At 45.9% G+C, this 19,173-nt stretch carries 16 protein-coding genes; 11 read left to right on the top strand and 5 right to left on the bottom strand.

The features are described from left to right. Positions 1-187 precede the first annotated feature (187 nt). The gene (gene pspF, locus NL646_RS07220; protein WP_005495684.1) at positions 188-1,198 is read right to left on the bottom strand and encodes a phage shock protein operon transcriptional activator; all 1,011 of its coding nucleotides are present in this window, start codon (positions 1,196-1,198) and stop codon (positions 188-190) included. A gap of 233 nt (positions 1,199-1,431) precedes the next feature. Here pspF and pspA point away from each other — a divergent pair, with 233 nt between their 5' ends. The 7 genes from pspA (at position 1,432) to NL646_RS07185 (ending at position 8,754) form a co-directional block, all read left to right on the top strand. After that, on the top strand, positions 1,432-2,103 hold the full coding sequence (gene pspA, locus NL646_RS07215; protein ID WP_005462360.1) for a phage shock protein PspA: 672 nt from the start codon (positions 1,432-1,434) through the stop codon (positions 2,101-2,103). Between the two features lie 14 nt (positions 2,104-2,117). Next, on the top strand, positions 2,118-2,351 hold the full coding sequence (pspB, locus tag NL646_RS07210; RefSeq protein ID WP_005495682.1) for an envelope stress response membrane protein PspB: 234 nt from the start codon (positions 2,118-2,120) through the stop codon (positions 2,349-2,351). Next, positions 2,344-2,733 carry an envelope stress response membrane protein PspC gene (gene pspC / locus NL646_RS07205; RefSeq protein WP_025498752.1) on the top strand — a complete coding sequence of 130 codons (390 nt, stop codon included), beginning with the start codon at positions 2,344-2,346 and terminating at the stop codon, positions 2,731-2,733. Before pspB ends, pspC begins: the two co-directional genes overlap by 8 nt. A gap of 161 nt (positions 2,734-2,894) precedes the next feature. Further along, positions 2,895-3,926, top strand: coding sequence for an efflux RND transporter periplasmic adaptor subunit VmeG (vmeG, locus tag NL646_RS07200; RefSeq protein WP_031854080.1), 1,032 nt, complete (start codon positions 2,895-2,897; stop codon positions 3,924-3,926). 1 nt (position 3,927) lies between these two features. Further along, the gene (vmeH, locus tag NL646_RS07195) at positions 3,928-5,013 is read left to right on the top strand and encodes an efflux RND transporter periplasmic adaptor subunit VmeH (protein ID WP_253664041.1); all 1,086 of its coding nucleotides are present in this window, start codon (positions 3,928-3,930) and stop codon (positions 5,011-5,013) included. Continuing rightward, on the top strand, positions 5,010-8,111 hold the full coding sequence (gene vmeI, locus NL646_RS07190) for an efflux RND transporter permease subunit VmeI (RefSeq protein WP_005462306.1): 3,102 nt from the start codon (positions 5,010-5,012) through the stop codon (positions 8,109-8,111). The genes vmeH and vmeI overlap by 4 nt, the downstream gene beginning before the upstream one ends. Positions 8,112-8,187: 76 nt before the next feature. Further along, the gene (locus NL646_RS07185) at positions 8,188-8,754 is read left to right on the top strand and encodes a DNA-3-methyladenine glycosylase I (RefSeq protein ID WP_023623988.1); all 567 of its coding nucleotides are present in this window, start codon (positions 8,188-8,190) and stop codon (positions 8,752-8,754) included. Positions 8,755-8,787: 33 nt separating this feature from the next. Here the strand turns inward: NL646_RS07185 and NL646_RS07180 are convergent, their stop codons facing one another. The 4 genes from NL646_RS07180 to cls all read right to left on the bottom strand — a co-directional run bounded on the left by NL646_RS07180 (position 8,788) and on the right by cls (position 13,721). Further along, positions 8,788-9,639, bottom strand: a complete 852-nt coding sequence (locus NL646_RS07180; RefSeq protein ID WP_253664040.1) for a lipase secretion chaperone — start codon at positions 9,637-9,639, stop codon at positions 8,788-8,790. Positions 9,640-9,651: 12 nt separating this feature from the next. After that, on the bottom strand, positions 9,652-10,581 hold the full coding sequence (locus tag NL646_RS07175; RefSeq protein ID WP_005495671.1) for a triacylglycerol lipase: 930 nt from the start codon (positions 10,579-10,581) through the stop codon (positions 9,652-9,654). Positions 10,582-10,804: 223 nt separating this feature from the next. Further along, entirely contained in the window at positions 10,805-12,013 is a 1,209-nt protein-coding gene (locus NL646_RS07170; protein WP_025624269.1) for a cystathionine beta-lyase, read from the bottom strand. 253 nt (positions 12,014-12,266) lie between these two features. Further along, a complete protein-coding gene (gene cls / locus NL646_RS07165) occupies positions 12,267-13,721 on the bottom strand; it encodes a cardiolipin synthase (protein ID WP_017448347.1) in 1,455 nt (484 codons plus the stop codon). A gap of 371 nt (positions 13,722-14,092) precedes the next feature. Here cls and NL646_RS07160 point away from each other — a divergent pair, with 371 nt between their 5' ends. From NL646_RS07160 to NL646_RS07145, 4 genes are all read left to right on the top strand, one after another. Beyond that, entirely contained in the window at positions 14,093-15,523 is a 1,431-nt protein-coding gene (locus NL646_RS07160; RefSeq protein ID WP_024702722.1) for a sodium-dependent transporter, read from the top strand. A gap of 242 nt (positions 15,524-15,765) precedes the next feature. After that, complete coding sequence (locus NL646_RS07155) at positions 15,766-17,379, top strand: methyl-accepting chemotaxis protein (protein ID WP_253664039.1); 1,614 nt, start codon at positions 15,766-15,768, stop codon at positions 17,377-17,379. 49 nt (positions 17,380-17,428) lie between these two features. After that, positions 17,429-18,121, top strand: coding sequence for a TIGR01621 family pseudouridine synthase (locus NL646_RS07150; RefSeq protein WP_053805682.1), 693 nt, complete (start codon positions 17,429-17,431; stop codon positions 18,119-18,121). A gap of 31 nt (positions 18,122-18,152) precedes the next feature. After that, complete coding sequence (locus tag NL646_RS07145; protein ID WP_029838003.1) at positions 18,153-19,085, top strand: class I SAM-dependent methyltransferase; 933 nt, start codon at positions 18,153-18,155, stop codon at positions 19,083-19,085. Positions 19,086-19,173: the final 88 nt, after the last annotated feature.

Genomic DNA, 19,173 nt, shown 5'->3' with positions numbered 1-19,173 from the left:
TCTTACTCGTCCGGAGCTCACAAGCGAAAATGATCTCGCTAATTTAACACCTTTGTGAACTCGCTCCAAACACAAAATCTTTTGCTGGTAGGGTGTTAGATCAAAATACGATGTCTATTTAACACTGTAGCCCGAATTTTGCAGACATGAGTTGCGTTATCTATGGCTAGTGGTGTTTTTGGTTTTGTTAACTTTGTCCGACTAAACCGTACTTTCTGACCATACCTCGTAGCTGGTGATAGCTTAATCCCAACAATTCGGCTGCTTGTCGTTGGTTGAATTTTGCTTCTTCCAAGGCACGATTGAGAAGATTGATATCTTGCTCCTCTTGCCACTGTTTGTAGTCGAGAGGGAAGTGGATCGAAGTCGTTTGAGACGAAGCTTCTTCCTGAGGATCTTCGTTTGCCGCAGTATGACCAAGCGCATTGTTCCAACCAGTGGCAAAAGGGTTAAAAATCAGCTCATCAATCGGTTCTGCATTTAGTCCGTGTTGATAGATAGCGCGCTCAATTACGTTTTTTAGCTCACGCACATTACCTGGCCACGAGTAATCGAGCAGGGCTTGTTGCGCTTGATGAGTGAAACCAACGAAGTATTCGAGTTGCAACTCTCGACACATTTTCATTGCATAATGTTCGGCAAGCGACAGGATATCTTCTTTGCGTTCTCGCAATGGTGGCAACATGATAACGTCAAAGGCTAGACGATCGAGTAAGTCGGCCCGGAAATCACCTTGCTCAGCCAGTCGTGGCAAATCTGCATTGGTAGCACACACTAAGCGTACATCCGCGTTAAGAGCGGTATGGCCACCGACGCGTTCGTATTCACCGTATTCAATCACTCGCAGCAGCTTCTCTTGCACAAGTAACGGCGCAGTTGCCAACTCATCCAAGAACAAAGTGCCACCTTCCGCACGTTCAAAACGGCCTTTATGCTTGCCTTTTGAACCAGTGAACGAGCCGGATTCATGGCCGAACAACTCGGAGTCAATCAAACCTTCGCTTAAGGTCGCACAGTTGAGAGAAAGAAGTGGCTTATCCCAACGTTTTGATAAGTAATGCAAACGTTGAGCGATCAGTTCTTTACCGGTACCTCGCTCACCAATAATGAGGACGGGACGTTCAATTGGGGCGAGTTGTGATACTTTATCCAATACAGCGAGAAAAGCGGGAGATTCACCAATAAGGTTTTGCTTCATAAAATCCTTCTTATTTTTGCTACCTAGCCTAATTTAAGCGCAGAGTTGGTGAATTTTACCAACTGTTGGTGAAAAACATCATAGCATAACGGTGCATAACAACAAGGTGACTGATAACTTGTTGATTTTAATAGATTATAAAAGTTGGCATGGTACTTGTTATATATTCAGGGAGACACAAGGTGAATCACCACTTTGTCGAGTTTTAATAGGAAAAAAAGAGGAGTTCCGTTATGGGTATTTTTTCTCGTTTTGCAGATATCGTTAACTCAAACATCAGTGCATTGCTAGACAAGGCGGAAGATCCTGAAAAAATGATCCGTCTTATCATTCAAGAAATGGAAGACACACTTGTAGAAGTGCGTACTAACTCGGCTAAAGCGATTGCAGACAAAAAAGAGCTGGCTCGTAAAGTTGAGATGCTAGAAGAGCAAATTGGCGAATGGGGTCAAAAAGCGAGCCTAGCGTTGGTTAAAGAGCGCGAAGATTTGGCGCGTGCAGCCCTAATTGAAAAGCAAAAACTTGAGCAAGTCGTAAAAGGTTTGCACACAGAGCAAACGCTGGTGGAAGAAACGATCAACAAGTTGACGGGTGAAATCGGTAAGCTTGAGAACAAAATCGCAGAAACACGTGCAAAGCAACAAGCGCTAGCGATTCGTAATCAAACAGCGTCTAACCGTCGCGATGTTCAAAAGCATCTGCATACTAGCCGCACAAATGAAGCAATGGCGAAGTTCGATCAATATTCTCGTAAAATTGACGAAATGGAAGCGGAAGCCGATTTGTACGCTCAAACTGGGAATGCAAAATCGCTAGAGCAAGAGTTTGCAGAGCTTCAGGCACAAGACGAAATTGAAAAAGAGTTGGCAAAACTGAAAGAACAGATGTCATCGCAAGATAAATAAGAGAGGAGCCATTTATGTTGGCATTTTTGATAGTAGGACCAGTGATTGTCTTTTTAATCTTTGTCGCTCCACTATGGCTCTTCTTACACTATCGCAGCAAACGCAAAACGGATAGTGCACTGTCGAGCCAAGACTTAGAGCGCCTTCAGGTACTGTCTGAAAAAGCGGAAGCGATGCAGTCTCGAGTTGATACATTGGAGCGCATCTTAGATGCTGAGTCACCAACGTGGAGACGTAAGTATGAATAATCGAGAACTGTATCGTGATCCAGTAAATGGCAAAATCTCCGGTGTTTGTGCCGGATTTGCCAACTACTTTGGTGCAGAAGTTTGGTTGATTCGTATTGTAGTGATTTCTGCTGCCCTATTAGGTGGTACATTCTTAGTGGTGTTAGCGTATATCGCGATGGCATTTATGCTCGAAAAGCAACCCGTGAGATATTCTGAAAACATAAGAGAGCAGCAAGAGCATACGCTTAAAAGTAAGCCTTGGCAGAAAGGACAAAGTCCGGATCAACTGCTCTGTGTTTTGGAAAGAGATTTTGACCGTCTTGATGGTAAAATTCGTAACATGGAAGCGTATGTGACGTCCGATACATTTAGGGTGAACCGAGAGTTCAGCAAACTCTAAACTTGATGCATCTATCAATGATTTAAATAAAGCAGGCGACAAGCCTGCTTTTTTATCACAAATTACTAATTTTTAAGCATAATTAATCTTTTGTGCTCTGGAAGTTAATTCATAATTCATCTACTTTAAATGTAATCACTTACTTTTTATGGATGAATGTGATGAGAAAACTGCTCATTCCGATAGCCGTCACGGCTGCATTGTCGGGTTGTGGTAAAGAGCTTCCACCAGTTCCTGAGCCAGAATCTCGCCCCGCAAAACTTTTTACTGTTTCTGTTGGCAACGCACAATTTGAACGCCATTTCCCCGCCACCACAGAAGCCGGTGACAGAGCTGTACTCGCATTTCGTGTCCCAGGGTTGCTTCAATCGATCGAAGTTAATGAAGGGCAAGTCGTTAAAAAAGGCGATGTGCTAGCAGTTCTTAACCCAGATGAATATTCCTTACTGGAAAAGCAAGCAAGAGCGAATTTTGCGTTAGCTGATGTTCAGTACAAGCGCTATAAAAAGCTGCGGAAAGACCAAGTGGTCTCTGAACAAGATTTTGATGAAGCGAAAGCTAATCATAACTCCGCTAAAGCGCAATGGGATCAAGCCAAAGCGAACTTGCGCTACACCCAACTTGTTGCTCCTTACGATGGCACCATTTCTTATCTTCCTGCCGAAAATCATGAATACGTTGCCGCCAAAGAAGGAGTGATGAACATTCAAACCAATCAGGTAATGAAGGTTATTTTTCAACTGCCTGACTATTTGCTCAACCGCTATACGCAAGGCGTGAATGTTTCAGCAAAAATGATATTCGACGCGTTTCCCGAACGCTCTTTCGATCTGACTTTCCAAGAAATTGACACCGAAGCCGACCCAAAAACGGGCAGCTATAAAGTGACGATGGTGATGGAAAGACCGCCAGAGCTAGGCATTCTTCCAGGTATGTCAGGCAATGCGTATCTCGTGTCACAAAACTCCGGAGCGACCAAAATTCCAGATTCTGCGCTCTTTGAAGAAAATGGAAAAACTTACGTTTGGCGCGTCGATGACCAAGGTGTGGTTGCGAGAGCCGACATTACGATGAATGACAACGGACAGATCTTGCAAGGGTTAGCGGATGGCGATCAAATCATTATCTCAGGCATTAATGTCATTGAGCCGGGAATCAAAGTCCGGGCTTGGGTGAAGGAGCGAGGGTTGTAGTATGAAAGGAATCATAACCTTAACCACGATTTTCGCGGCGCTTACTTTGACTGGTTGTGGTGAAAAAGGGCCAGAAAGAACCGTCGAAACTCCCAAAGTAAGAGTGGTTTCGCTGGAAGGTAATCGAGTTGATGACAATCTGTATTTTCCTGCTGTTGCGAACGCCGCGGACCGCTCTCATTTGAGTTTCCGTGTGGCGGGCGAAGTGAGTCGCGTGATGGTGCGAGAAGGGGATAAAGTGCAAAAAGGCGCTGTTATCGCCACCCTAGACCCAACGGATTATCAACTGGATGTCGATAATGCCACGGCGAGATTTTCTGTGGTCGACAGTCAATATCGCCGCTCTCGGCCTTTGGTGGATAAAGGTTTGTTGGCGAAGTCGCAGTTTGATGAAATTGCTGCGCAGCGCCAAATCGCGTTGGCGGAGTTGGAACTCGCTAAGTTGCGTTTATCGTTCACCACATTAAAAGCGCCGGTTGATGGCATCATTTCTCGGGTCAATATTGATCAATTTGAGAATGTTCAAGTTGGGCAACACATTGTCAATATCCACAGTCTGGATCGCGTAGAAGTTCTGATTCAATTGCCAGATCGCTTGTACGTCAAACAGCCTCCTACAGAAGAAAGATTAACGGCAATTAATGCGGTGGTTCGTGTTCCTAGTGGCAACGAGTACAAGGCGACGGTTAAAGAGTTCACCACTGAGCCTGACCCAACCACGGGAACGTTTACCGTGACGCTTTCTTTACCGATGCCAAAAGAGGAATACATCCTTGATGGCATGGCCGTTGAAGTGACCTCGAAAGATGAAAAAGTGGGTTTAGAGCTGAACGTTGGGATCAATGTGCCGATTGAGGCAATTTTCAATGCCGATGGAGACGAGCTTGGACGTGAGAACAAGTTTGTTTGGGTGCTGAATGACGACAGTACCATTTCACGAAAACAAATCCGAACCGGCAAAGCCTCTAAAACGTCGATTCAAGTGCTTGATGGATTAGCGCTTAACGGCAAAGTGGTGGTTGCTGGCGTTTCGCGACTCAGAGATGGAATGAAAGTGGAAGTGGTTAAGCAGGAGGCTGGTTTATGAGCGAGCAAAACAAAGTGCCTCAAAGTGATGATGACGTAACGGGCATTGCGGCTTATTTCATTCGAAATCGCGTGATTAGCTGGATGGTGTCTTTGATCTTCTTGATTGGTGGTATTGCTGCCTTCTTCGGGTTGGGACGTTTAGAAGATCCGGCCTTTACCATCAAAGATGCGATGGTAGTGACGTCATACCCAGGAGCGACGCCGCAACAAGTGGAAGAAGAAGTGACGTACCCGCTGGAAAAAGCCATCCAGCAACTGACTTACGTTGACGAAGTGAACTCCATTTCCAACCGTGGTTTATCTCAGATCACCGTGACGATGAAAAACAACTATGGTCCCGATGATTTACCACAAATTTGGGATGAATTGCGTCGAAAAGTGAACGACTTAAAAGTCACGTTACCACCGGGTGTTAATGAGCCTCAGGTTATTGATGACTTCGGTGATGTGTACGGCATCTTGTTGGCAGTGACAGGGGATGGCTACAGCTATAAAGAGTTGCTGGATTATGTCGACTACTTACGCCGTGAGCTTGAACTGGTCGATGGCGTCAGCAAGGTTTCTGTCTCTGGTCAGCAGCAAGAGCAAGTCTTTATTGAAGTTTCGATGAAGAAGCTCAGCAGTATTGGTTTGTCGCCAAATACGGTTTTTAACTTGCTGTCCACGCAAAATATTGTGTCTGATGCTGGCGCTATTCGTATTGGTGATGAGTACATTCGAATTCAGCCTACGGGTGAGTTCCAAAGCGTTGATGAGTTAGGGGATCTGTTGATCACCGAATCTGGTGCGCAAGGGCTTATTTTCCTCAAAGATGTAGCGGAAATTAAACGTGGCTATGTTGAAGTGCCGAGTAACATCATCAACTTTAATGGCAGCTTAGCGCTGAACGTTGGCGTGTCGTTTGCTCAAGGTGTCAACGTGGTTGAAGTCGGTAAGGCCTTTGATCGTCGCCTTGCCGAGTTGAAGTATCAACAACCGGTTGGTGTCGAAATCTCAGAGATTTACAGCCAACCGAAAGAGGTAGATAAATCGGTCAGCGGCTTTGTGATCAGTTTGGCGCAGGCAGTTGGCATCGTAATTATCGTATTGCTGTTCTTTATGGGGCTGCGCTCGGGTCTATTGATAGGCCTGATCTTGCTACTCACGGTTTTAGGTACGTTCATCTTCATGAAATATCTCGCGATTGACTTGCAGCGCATCTCTCTGGGTGCGTTGGTTATCGCACTCGGTATGTTGGTGGATAATGCTATCGTGGTGGTGGAAGGGATATTAATCGGCACTCAAAAAGGGCGAACGCGATTACAAGCCGCGACGGATATCGTCACTCAAACCAAATGGCCGCTATTGGGTGCAACTGTAATTGCGGTAACGGCATTTGCGCCAATTGGTTTGTCTGAGGACTCCACGGGTGAGTACTGTGGCACCTTGTTTACGGTGCTGCTGATTTCCCTCATGCTGAGTTGGTTTACCGCTATTTCTCTAACGCCGTTCTTTGCCGATATTTTCTTTAAGGGACAGAAAATCAAGCAAGGTGAAGGTGAGGAAAACGACCCATATAACGGCATTATTTTTGTGGCATATAAAAAGTTTTTAGAGTTTTGTATGCGTCGCGCGTGGTTAACGGTCGTGGTTTTGATTGTTGGGCTTGGTGCAAGTGTTTATGGGTTTACCTTGGTAAAACAGTCGTTTTTCCCATCTTCAACCACGCCAATTTTCCAACTGGATGTGTGGCTACCGGAAGGTACAGATATTCGTGCGACTAACGATAAGCTAAAAGAACTGGAATCTTGGCTTGCTGAGCAAGAGCACGTAGATCACATCACAACAACTGCGGGTAAAGGTCTGCAACGCTTTATGCTGACGTATGCTCCGGAAAAAAGCTATGCCGCTTATGGTGAAATCACTACGCGAGTTGATAACTACGAAGCGCTTGCGCCGTTAATGGCACGGTTTAGGGATCACCTAAAAGCCAACTATCCAGAGATCAATTACAAGCTCAAACAGATTGAATTGGGCCCTGGTGGCGGCGCGAAAATTGAAGCGCGTATTATCGGCTCTGATCCAACGGTGCTTCGCACGATTGCGGCGCAAGTAATGGATATCATGTACGCCGATCCGGGCGCGACCAATATTCGCCACGACTGGCGTGAGCGTACTCAAGTGCTTGAGCCTCAGTTCAACGAGAGTCAAGCGCGTCGTTACGGTATCACTAAATCTGATGTGGATGATTTCTTATCGATGTCGTTCTCGGGAATGACGATAGGTCTTTACCGTGACGGTACTACGTTGATGCCGATTGTGGCGCGTTTACCAGAAGACGAGCGTATCGATATTCGTAACATCGAAGGCATGAAAATTTGGAGCCCTGCGCAGAGTGAGTTTATCCCACTCCAGCAAGTCACAATGGGTTACGACATGCGTTGGGAAGACCCTATCATCGTGCGTAAGAACCGTAAGCGCATGCTTACTGTGATGGCGGACCCTGATATTCTCGGTGAAGAAACCGCATCGACGTTGCAAAAACGCCTACAACCGCAAATCGAAGCGATTCAAATGCCACCTGGCTATTCTCTAGAATGGGGTGGTGAGTATGAGTCTTCAGGTGATGCTCAAGAGTCTCTGTTCACAACGATGCCAATGGGCTACTTGTTCATGTTCTTGATCACTGTGTTCCTATTCAATTCGATTAAAGAACCGCTGATTGTTTGGCTCACTGTGCCACTGGCATTGATTGGTGTCACCACGGGCTTGTTGGCACTCAATACGCCGTTTGGCTTTATGGCGTTGCTGGGCTTTTTGAGCTTATCCGGTATGGTACTTAAAAACGGCATTGTTCTGCTCGACCAAATTGAAATTGAGATGAAGTCGGGGAAAGAGGCATATGACGCAGTGGTTGATGCGGCAGTCAGTCGTGTTCGCCCAGTGTGTATGGCAGCGATCACCACCATTTTGGGTATGATTCCTCTTCTACCTGATATCTTCTTTAAACCGATGGCGGTAACGATTATGTTTGGTTTAGGTTTTGCCACCATCCTGACACTTATTGTCGTGCCAGTGTTGTATCGTCTGTTCCATAAAGTGTCGGTGCCGAAATAGGCTTAATGTAAAGTAACGATGTAAAGTTCAGCGCCTCTAGCTGGTGAGTTAGAGGCGCTTTTTATAAGGACGAAAAATGACAGAACACAAAACGTGCGCGTGGGCGATGAACCACCCTCTAGAGCGCGAATATCACGATGCAGAGTGGGGCGTTCCAGTTTATGACGACAAAGTGTTGTTCGAATTTATTACGTTGGAAGGTGCGCAAGCAGGATTGAGTTGGATTACGATTCTGAAAAAACGTGAAGGATACCGAGAAGCGTTTGAAAACTATGATTTGGACGCGTTGGAACAGAGAAATGAAGAGCGCGCCGAGTACATCGTCGAAAACTTCGATGTAGTGAAGCATCGCGGCAAAATCAATTCGGTATTTAGCAACGCTAAAGCAGCCAAAGCACTTATTGCTGAATATGGCAGCTTATCAGAGGCGTTGTGGCAGTTTGTCGATGGCAAGCCTGTGGTAAATCAGTGGCATGAAATGAGTGACGTACCTGCTTCGACAGAACAGTCCAAAGCCATGAGCAAGTTTCTCAAAAAGAAAGGCTTTAAGTTTGTCGGTGAAACCATCTGTTATGCCTTTATGCAAGCCGTTGGCATGGTGGATGACCACATCGTTGGATGCCCTAAAAAACAAAACCAGTAACGTTTCGTTTATATAATTGCTCAGTTTATACAGCTAGTTCTGGCTGTCATGAATACGTTCCAAGGCTTCGATACGGCGCCATTGAGTTGTCTCGAAGCTTTGCTTCCTCAAATTAGCAATTTCTAACTGCTTCTGTTCGCTGTCCAAAAACTCATCATCAAGAATATCTGCACGTTTTTCTAGGTAATTTGTTAGCTCTGTTTCAAACGCCGCTCGTTGTTCATCCAATTTTTGCAGCCTTTGCGCGCCTTCTTCTCCTACCAACTCGACGCGAGCAAGATACTTATCCTGTGAACTGAGTAATGCGGTTTGGTCGAGTTGCCTCGTTAAGGCATTGTTGCGTTCACTTTGCTGGATGTACTCAGGTTGTTCAGATAACGCTTGGTTGAGTAGTAGTTGCTGAGAATCAGAGTCTTGCTCGTACGTTTTAATCACCAGTTTCTCTATTGCGAGTTGGCGTAGTCGATTTTCTTCATCAAAGAGTTGGGAAATATGTTGATCGTTAAAGTATTCAAGTTGCAAATTTAGAATGGCTTCATTCAGCCGTTGCAGTTGGTTTAACGACAACGTCGTATCTTCAAGTGGTTCTAATTTAGAAAGCGCCCGTTTGTACGCGAGATAGGTTTGAAACAACTCAACATCAATGCCTAGTGAGTTTTGCTGCGAGATACTTTCTTCAATATTTTCTTGGATTTCTTCAAGGCTATATTCCCCCAAACCACTTAATGAGTACTCAAAAAAGTCTTTCTGAGAGGAGAGGTCGATAGTAGTGTCATGTTGCGATTGAGCCATCTTGGATTGTGGTGAGTCCGATACGTAGAGGGAAGCCGCTCCCACACCGAGAAGCAAACGAATGGGCACAGCGATAAGAGCGACTTTCTTCATGAGGAATTCCTGTTACAGTCCTTGCAGTTTCAAACGATTCGCATGCTGGCGATACAGCGTGACGGGGTCGGTTTCAAAAAGATGGTGGATACCGAGTAAACCGTTAATTTCGTCCAAGTGATTCATTTTGTAATCATCACGAATGACTTTTCCTAAATGAGTGCTGCATGCGCCAACGAGCCCATCGTTTGGCCCATCGAATGCCAAGCCGAGTACCATCATGGCTGCGTCTGTCGGATCGAAAACGTTGGAAAAAGTGGATGATCCGGTCCATGAGTAGTAATACACGCCGTTGGGAGCCAGCAAATCACCGTCGCCACATTCGCTGGTTGGAATGCCTTCAGGGTAATGTTGGTTAAAAGCTAGCGAGCCTTCCGTCGTTAATGCGGCTAACGAAGCCAGTGGATCTTGATCAAGATCTGAACCACCCGAAAGCAGATTGATCAGAGTGGTTAACCCCTGCGCGAGTTTAACGGCCAACTGTTCTGTCCCCGATCCTTCTGGAACGGTGCCACGTACTAAGTCTGCGACTTTTGAGCCTTTGTTCACTCCGCCGATACTGGTGACAGAAGCCACTAAATCAGGGCGTACAGAGGCTACATAACGCGCTGTTGGGCCACCATGGCTGTGACCAATGAGGTTCACTTTGCTAGCACCTGTGGCGGCGAGTAAGGTTTCGACTTGAGAAAGAAGCTGCTCACCGCGGGCTTCGCTACTGTTTGTCGCAGAAACTTGTGCCACATAAACTGTAGCGCCATCTTTGGTTAATGAGTGAGGGATACCAAAGAAATAATCCACGCCAGCCAGCGAGTCAAAGCCGAATAAACCATGAACCAACACAATGGGGTATTTGGTTTGCGTATAGCCAGTGGCGGTGTTGGCTGAAGCAATCGGCAGGGTAATTAGAGTAAAAAGCAACACTGCTATGAGTTTGAGTTTCAAAGTTATCTCCTTGTGGTATGACCTCTTATGAGTGGTAAAAGGTAGGAGACAAATTGAGAAGATGGGAAGTCTTCATGAAGCACATGTTTTTATTCTGTGATTGCTCAAATGAAAAACAACACAAATGATGAACATTGAAGGAGAGTAAGATGGGAGGCGGTAGATATCCCAGTTATTTCATTGGCTTATAAAAAAGCCCTGCTGAGCAGGGCGATAACATGAGTTATTTCAGAGAGACTTCTTTTTCAAGCACTAGGGCGTTGTATCGAGCAAATCCGGCTTCTAAATCGGCGACTAAGTCTTCAACATCTTCCAAGCCTACATGAATACGAATCAGAGTGCCTTCAAAGTTCGGATTGGCGACCGTGCGTAAGCTGTTAAAGCTGCGAGGTTCGTTAGCCAAAATCAAACTCTCATAACCACCCCAAGAGTAACCCATGCTGAAGTGTTTCATGCCATCAAGCAAAGCTGTGGTCGCTTTTGGATACGAGGTTTTCAGCACAAATGAGAACAAGCCATTGCCGCCAGTAAAGTCACGCTCAAAGAACTCATGACCAGGGCAAGTCTCTAGGGCAGGGTGACGAACATGATCCACTTCAGGGCGGTTTGCCAACCACTGTGCGACTTTCAAACTGTTTTCAGCATGCTGGCGTAAGCGAACATCCAAAGTGCGAATGCCACGTAGGCCAAGGTAAGCGTCATCAGGAGAAACGCATTGACCCATCAGGTAGCTTTGTTCGCGAAGTTGATCCCAGTATTTCTCAGACGCCACTGCGGTGCCGAGCATGACGTCAGAGTGTCCAACGATGTACTTTGTCGCCGCTTGAATAGAAATGTCCACGCCATGTTCGAAAGGTGAGAAGTTCACGCCTGCGCCCCACGTGTTATCGAGCATCACAATGATATCGTGCTCGTGAGCGATGCGCGCCATAGTTGGAACGTCTTGAACTTCCATCGTGATTGACCCCGGCGATTCAAGAAACAGTATTTTGGTGTTTGGTTGAATCAAATCACGAATGTTTTCGCCGATCATCGGATCGTAGTAAGTGGTTTCTACGCCCATCTTTTTCATGATCACGTTGCAGAAATCACGTGTTGGTTCGTAACACGTATCAACCATCAAAATATGGTCGCCAGCTTCAACGAAAGAAAGGATCGCGTTAGAAATAGCTGCCGTTCCGCAAGGGTAAAGAGCACAACCCGCACCGCCTTCGATCTCGACCATTGCATCTTGAAAAGCAAAGTGAGTGTTAGTACCACGACGTCCGTAAAACAGCGTTTTGTTTGCGCGGTTTATTGCGGCTTGGTTTTTCTCTGCAACAGTATTAAACACGACAGTAGAAGCGCGTTGTACTGGTGGGTTTACCACGCCGTTGGTCCACTTCTTATCGCGGCCTGCGGTAATGAGTTTGGTCTTTTTGCCCTCTGACATAAATATTCCCTGTCTTAAATATTACAATTTGGATTATTTAAAACATGGACGACATAGAGTTTGCAAGGGAAAAGTCACATATCGACCAATAACCGTTTGGATTGAACGTTTAGAGCGCCGTGTGGTAGAGATGATTACATGAGATGTATTGGGGAAAGCACAGAATAGTCGATGCGAAAAGTAAGACGCAGATAAAATAAACCTCCAGCATGGACTTTCATTACTGGAGGTTTGAACTGAAATGGTCACTGATTTAGAGCAATGGGTTGAAGAGGTAGAACACACGCTCAAGGAAACGAGAATAAAGGCTACGTTTTTCCCACTCGTCCAAAACGACAGGATGAGATTGCTTGATATAACCATCTTGCAACCATGACAATTGCTTAGTGAACTCTTCATCGTCGACAGCCAGAGTGACTTCAAAGTTCAGCCACAGGCTGCGCATGTCCATATTCACCGTACCAACCAAACAGAACTGGTCGTCGATAACGACCGACTTGGTGTGCAGCAAGCCACCATAGAACTCGTAAATTTTCACGCCAGCGGCCAAAAGCTCGCTGTAGAAAGCGCGCGATGCCCACTGAACCATAAGTGAGTCATTTTTGTGCGGTATGATCAGTTCAACATCAATACCGCGCTGCGCTGTCATTTTTAACGTCTCAAGCAAGTCGGTATTAGGTACAAAATACGGTGTTGTGATTCGTACCGAACGATTGGCTTGGTTAATTGCCAAAGTAAGCACTTGATAAATCAAATACTCTGGCATGCCGGGGCCAGATGGAACGACCTGAATCGGATGTTGGTATTTGCTGTTGTCAATTTTGCACTCCGGCAACTTCGGCAGATAACGTTCGCCCGTTTCTACTTCCCAGTCCCAGCAGTGAATCGCACTCAGTACGTTTACGGTTGGCCCTGTAATTCGCACCATGATATCGATCCAACGCCCAACGCCGCTGCTCTGTTTAAAGTATGCAGGATCGACAAGGTTCATTGAGCCTGTATAGGCGATTTCATCATCAATGACGATGATTTTACGGTGCTGGCGAAGATCAAGACGACGTAAGAACATACGCCACATCTTCACTTCGAGCGCCTGAATAACCTCGATACCCGAATCTTTCATCATTTTGTACCAAGGACTTCTGAAGAAGCGCGGACTACCCGCAGAGTCCAATAGCAGCTTCACATCCACACCGCGTTTAGATGCTTGGATAAGAGCGGATGCTACCGAATCGGCCAAGCCGCCTGGGTGCCAAATGTAGAACACCATTCGAATGCTCGTTTTGGCATTCTCGATGTCTTCGATGATGGAGTGCAGAATTTCATCAGGAGATTGTTGCAAGGACAGAGTATTCCCGCTCAGAGCCGGTAGCCCAAGACGGTTGTTACACAGTTCATCGATGCGGTAGATATGGCGACCCATGGTTTCAGGCATGTGCGCGTGGCAATCATTGAGTTGACTAAACCACTTGGCAAAAGGGGTAAACATCTCTTTTGCTCGTTCAGCTCGTTTTCTGCCTAAGTTCAGCTCACCAAATAGGAAATAGCACGCGACGCCAAGCACGGGAAGGATATAGATGATCATTAGCCAAGCTAAAGACACGCTCACCGCACGGCGCTTCAAAACAACGCGTAAAGTAACACCAGCAACTAAGAACCAATACAGTCCAATGCCAGTAAGAGTAAGAAAATGATAGAACTTGTCCATATACGCTCAAAGTAATATGCCCATCTAGGATATTAAGCATAAAAGTGGGTTGGGGGAACAGATTTCCCAATGAGAAGTGGGATTGACCCTACATGAGGAACAAATTTCATAACAGGTGATTCTGTTATTTTAATGTGAAAAACAAGGCTATTCTTTAACTTTTGAACAAAAAAGCAGCATTTAACGTGCGTAATACTACACTTGTGCAATAAATGTACTTTTTGGGGTTCCAATTCTAATGGGGAACTGCTTTACTTGCTATACATAGAGCGTCGAACAAACTTCTTATAAGTGTATATAAATATTTACACAAACATTTTAGACGCCTATCTCTATGCATACACAACACAACAAATCTTTGGAGAATAAGCGTGGCTACAACTAATACAGCAGCACCACGTGATACGTGGGGGTCTAAATTAGGCTTCGTAATGGCAGCAGCGGGTTCCGCTGTTGGTTTGGGTAACATCTGGAAGTTCCCGTACACAGCAGGTGAGAGTGGCGGCGGTGCGTTCGTTGCGATCTACCTTTTCTTTGTTATTTTTATCGGCTTTAGCGTCATGCTTACTGAGTTCGCTATTGGTCGTAAGACAGGTCTATCAGCAGTAGGCGCATTTAAATCCACTGACCGACGCTGGACGTTCACTGGCGTAATTGGTGTATTTAGTGGGTTACTTATCATGGGTTTTTACCCAGTCGTAGGTGGTTGGGCGTTAGCGTACATTTTTAAAGTCGGTGGTGGTCTACTAAGCACGCCGGAGGCAATCGGTGACAGCTTTGGTGGTTTCATTTCTGATCCGCTACAACCGCTGTTCTGGATGGGGGTGTACCTTTTCCTTAACGTACTGATCGTAATGAAAGGTATTTCTGGCGGTATCGAAAAAGCGGGTAAAGTTCTTATGCCGCTGCTGTTTGTCATCTTGATCATCGTATCGGTGAAAGGTTTGATGCTTCCAGGTGCGATGGCAGGCCTTGAATTCTTGTTCATGCCAGACTTCTCAAAAGTAGACAGTAACGTGGTACTTGCAGCATTAGGTCAGGCGTTCTTCTCATTGAGTCTTGGTATGGGTTGTATGATGACTTATGGCTCTTACTTGAAGAAGAAAGAAAACCTCGTTCAAACAACAGGTATGGTTACGGCAATGGATACCGGAGTAGCGATCCTTGCTGGTGTCGCGATGTTCCCGGCAATGTTTGCTTTTGGCATGGAGCCAGCAGCCGGCCCAGGTCTGGTGTTCGTCGTTGTTCCTCAATTGTTCGCGGAAATGGGCGGTGTGATTGGTTTGCTACTTGCGCTTCTGTTCTTCATCGGATTAACGGTAGCGGCGCTTACCTCTTCGGTTTCATTGTTAGAAGTAGTGGTTTCTTACCTTATCGATGAGAAAGGCATGAAACGTTCTAACGCAGTAGTTTCGGCAAGTGTCGTGATGGCATCACTTTGTGTCTTTGCATCGCTTTCGCTAGGCGGTATGGGACCAACGCTATTTGGTACCGGCGCATTCGATATCTTCGACCTACTGACAGACAAAATCTTCCTAGCGGTTGGGGGTATGTTGGTATGTATCTTTGCTGGCTGGCGTTTAAACCGTGCAGAGCTTGAAAAAGAAATCACGAATGATGGCGAAGTATCATTCCCACTATTTGGCTTATGGTACAACCTCGTTAAATACGTCATTCCGGTAGCGATTGCTATTGTTGCCTTCATGGGAATTAAGTCTGGCTTCGATAGTGGCAAAGGCGAAATCATGGTTTTAGGTATCGCGATTATTGGTTTTGCAGGATTACTTTCGAAGAAACTGTAAACGACTTAAAAAGATAAAGAAAAGCGGGGGCTTAGTAAGGCTCCCGCTTTTTTTGTGTCTGTAGGATAAGACTGACATTTTTAGATTAATTGTGTCTTTTTATAAAACTTTAATTGCAATGTGATGTCTGTCACATAAAATGCGCAACCACTGCAAAGGGGTGTCTATCGTCCCGAAATAATTCATGTGCAGATTGATACAGCAATGTCTGCACAGAACATAATTTATAAGGAACCTTGTCAGTGAAAATGTCAGTTCGTAAAAAGTTATATGCGAGCTTTGGTGCCATTTTGGCAACAATGTTGGTGATGATCGCGATTATTACGTTTGAAGTGATTAATTCACATAAAGTGGCACAAGAAGTCAGAACAGACGACGTCCCAGAGACCATCGGATACATGGCTTTGATCGATGAAGCTGGGGATATTTATCGAGATGCTGTCGGTATGATCATCAATACCAGTGGTGCACAACGTGAATATCAATCGAACAAGAAAGAGTTTGCCTCTGCGTTGGCTGATGTAAAACGTCTTGAAACCGCTGGTGGAGAAGACTATCGCAATATCGAAAAAATTGAGCAGCTTATGGCGAATTTTACGTCGAGCTTTGAGAGCCAAATTCAGCCGAATATTGGGCATCGCAGTTTGGAAGAAAACGTTGAGCAAGTCCGTCAGTTGTACGAGGTGAATCTAGCTCCAATTGAAGACATGCTCAATGCGGCAACGGCAGAAGGTCGACAAAGCACACATGATGCGCTTCTCCAATTGACCGATTCATTCAACGATATTGAGAACACCATTTACGCGCTAGGTACGCTTGCGGCGATCGCAACAGTGTTCATTGCATACTTGTTGTCTAATTCAATCACAGGGCGTTTGACCGCACTGGATACTTTGGCACAACGTGTGGCGGAAGGCGATTTGACAGCTTCTCCTATCAAAGACGAATCGGGTGATGAGCTTTCTAACTTAGCGACCTCTTTAAATAAAATGCAGGCATCTCTAACGGGGTTGATCGGCTCTATTTCAGTCGTGTCTGAAGAAGTTAAGTCGGTAACGAGTGAGTTGTCTGTTGTTAGTCAAGACATTGTTTCTGGTGCGAGTAGCCAAGCCGACAAAGCGAACCTCATCGCAACGGCGGCAGAAGAGCTGAGTTTGACCATTTCACAAGTGGCGGAACAAGGTGCGTCTACGTTTGAAGAAGCTCGTAAATCAGAAGCCACAGCCGAGCAAGGCCGTACCGTCATTGTTGAAATGGTAGAGAGCATTCAACAGGTATCGAAGCAAATGGCGGACATGTCGGTTCAGATTAATCACCTTGGTGCTCATGGCGAGAAAATTGGCGCAGTGATTAAAGTGATTGAAGACATCGCAGAGCAAACTAACTTGCTTGCGTTAAACGCTGCCATTGAAGCTGCGCGTGCGGGTGAGTTTGGTCGCGGGTTTGCGGTTGTGGCTGATGAAGTCCGTGCACTTGCTGAGCGTACGACGAAAGCAACACAAGAAGTAGGCGAGATTATCCAAGCGATTCAAGTTGGCACGCAAGAAGCCGTGACTTACACCGAAGATGGTTGCCGTTTGGTGGAAATTGGTGTTAGCCAAAGCTCGGGAGCGGTGGAATCATTGGAAGAAATCGTTGCTGGTGCAGGGCACGTGCAAAGCATGGTTAACTCTATTGCGACCGCAGCCGAAGAGCAAACTGCGGTGACAAAAGAAATTGCCGCAGATATTACGTCGATCAGCGATATTTCGGTTCGCTCACTGCAACTAGCGAATGACAGCTCACAAAGCGTAGAAGGTTTGAACCGCAAGGTACAAGAGTTGGAAACGTTAGTGGGTAAGTTTAAGCTCGCCTAATCAATCAGAATCGGTATACTTCTGGCTCCAAACGTGGAGCCAGTTTTTTATGTTCGATATTCTACATACCCATCCCGATTTTCTGATCATCAATAAGCATCCCAACGTCTCTGTTCATAAAGACGATGGCGATACAATGCTGCTGCAAGAAGTGGCTAAGCAGAGTGGTGATGAGCAGCTCTATCTTATCCATCGCTTGGATAAAATGACATCGGGTATTCTGCTCCTCGGACGCAACGCTAAAGCGGCCAGTGCGTTATCGCAAGCCTTTGCTGACCGCCAAGTGGAAAAGTTCTATCTGGCGATTGGCTCTAAAAAGCCGAAAAAGAAACAAGGTTTGGTCGCTGGTGATATGGAGCGTTCGCGCCGTTCATCATGGAAGCTGGTCAACAGCAAAAACAACCCAGCCGTCACCCAGTTTTTCTCTCTTACGGCAGAGCCCGGAGAGCGCCTATTTTTATGTAAGCCACACACTGGTAAAACGCATCAAATTCGCGTGGCATTAAAATCGGTTGGCTCAGGTATTGTTGGCGACCCGATTTACAATGCAGGCAATGAGGCTGATCGCGGTTACCTGCATGCATTTTCACTTTGCTTCCAATACCGAGATGAGCAATATCGCTTTGTTTGCGATCCACGAGAATACAAAGTGCTTGGTAACAAATGGCACAGTGAAATCGTCTCTCAGGGTTTGGATACTTGGCTTTCCCCTTGGGAACTGAACTGGCCTACGATCAAATAACCGTCACAAAGAAAACTAATAAGAGAACTCGATGCAAGCATCACAACTTCCGCTGTTCTTTCAGCATCTAGAAACCGAGCTCGCGCAAGCTCCGAATGAAATTCGTCGACTGTTTCATGGTCGTGGCCGTCGTTTTGAGGGCCTAGAGCAAATCACCTGTGATTGGTTACAAGGTCAGTTGATTATCAACTTGTTTAAAGAAGTCGACGACGCGTTTCTCGCTGAGCTGAAAAGCGGCCTGAATGCGTTGGCACAATCACAACTGTGGGCAGACAAGCAAGGTCGCACTATGGTTCTTCAGCACCGTTATGCCGATGGTGCGCCTTCAGAAGTACTTGTCGGTGAATTAGACGCTCGCCCTGTCGTTGAAGAAAGCGGTTTGAAATACCAATTGGATATTGGCCGCAACCAAAACTTCGGTCTGTTTTTGGACATGCGCTACGGTCGTGATTGGGTTCGCGAAAATGCGAAGCACAAAAACGTGCTTAACTTGTTTGCTTACACCTGTGGCTTTTCTGTCGCTGCCATTGCGGGTGGCGCAGATAAAGTGGTTAACGTCGACATGGCAAAAGCGTCGCTGTCTAAAGGTCGTGAGAACCACAAGCTAAATGGTCATAACATCAACCAGGTAAGCTTTATGGGGCACGATATATTTAAATCGTGGGGTAAGATTAAAAAATCTGGTCAGTATGACTTGATTATCATTGACCCACCTTCATTCCAGAAAGGCAGCTTTGCGCTGACGAAAGATTACAAAAAGATTCTACGTCGATTGCCGGATTTGTTGGTAGAAGGCGGTCAAGTGATGGCATGTGTGAACTCGCCATCTGTGACAAGCGACTTCTTGATTGAAAGCATGAAAGAAGAAGCGCCAGAGTTGACATTCCGTGAGCGTCTGGATAACCCACCAGAGTTTATGGACGTAGACAGCGAAGCAGCATTGAAAGTGTTGTTATTTAGTTAAAAGACTTTTGTTGCAACAGAAGTAACATCAAAAAAAGCGCCGCGAAACAACTAGACAGACGTATCGCGGCGCTTTTTTGTATTTGGAA

The sequence above is a fragment of the Vibrio sp. Y20_XG_PY13 genome (genome assembly GCF_024181925.1).
Classification (GTDB): Bacteria; Pseudomonadota; Gammaproteobacteria; order Enterobacterales; family Vibrionaceae; genus Vibrio; species Vibrio parahaemolyticus.
This window is presented reverse-complemented; position numbering and strand designations above follow the sequence as displayed.

Excerpts from the sequence above, each read along its gene's own strand:
- pspF (WP_005495684.1), bottom strand. The coding sequence starts at position 1,198 with ATGAAGCAAAACCTTATTGGTGAATCTCCCGCTTTTCTCGCTGTATTG.
- pspA (WP_005462360.1), top strand. The coding sequence starts at position 1,432 with ATGGGTATTTTTTCTCGTTTTGCAGATATCGTTAACTCAAACATCAGT.
- pspB (WP_005495682.1), top strand. The coding sequence starts at position 2,118 with ATGTTGGCATTTTTGATAGTAGGACCAGTGATTGTCTTTTTAATCTTT.
- pspC (WP_025498752.1), top strand. The coding sequence starts at position 2,344 with ATGAATAATCGAGAACTGTATCGTGATCCAGTAAATGGCAAAATCTCC.
- vmeG (WP_031854080.1), top strand. The coding sequence starts at position 2,895 with ATGAGAAAACTGCTCATTCCGATAGCCGTCACGGCTGCATTGTCGGGT.
- vmeH (WP_253664041.1), top strand. The coding sequence starts at position 3,928 with ATGAAAGGAATCATAACCTTAACCACGATTTTCGCGGCGCTTACTTTG.
- vmeI (WP_005462306.1), top strand. The coding sequence starts at position 5,010 with ATGAGCGAGCAAAACAAAGTGCCTCAAAGTGATGATGACGTAACGGGC.
- NL646_RS07185 (WP_023623988.1), top strand. The coding sequence starts at position 8,188 with ATGACAGAACACAAAACGTGCGCGTGGGCGATGAACCACCCTCTAGAG.
- NL646_RS07180 (WP_253664040.1), bottom strand. The coding sequence starts at position 9,639 with ATGAAGAAAGTCGCTCTTATCGCTGTGCCCATTCGTTTGCTTCTCGGT.
- NL646_RS07170 (WP_025624269.1), bottom strand. The coding sequence starts at position 12,013 with ATGTCAGAGGGCAAAAAGACCAAACTCATTACCGCAGGCCGCGATAAG.
- cls (WP_017448347.1), bottom strand. The coding sequence starts at position 13,721 with ATGGACAAGTTCTATCATTTTCTTACTCTTACTGGCATTGGACTGTAT.
- NL646_RS07150 (WP_053805682.1), top strand. The coding sequence starts at position 17,429 with ATGTTCGATATTCTACATACCCATCCCGATTTTCTGATCATCAATAAG.
- NL646_RS07145 (WP_029838003.1), top strand. The coding sequence starts at position 18,153 with ATGCAAGCATCACAACTTCCGCTGTTCTTTCAGCATCTAGAAACCGAG.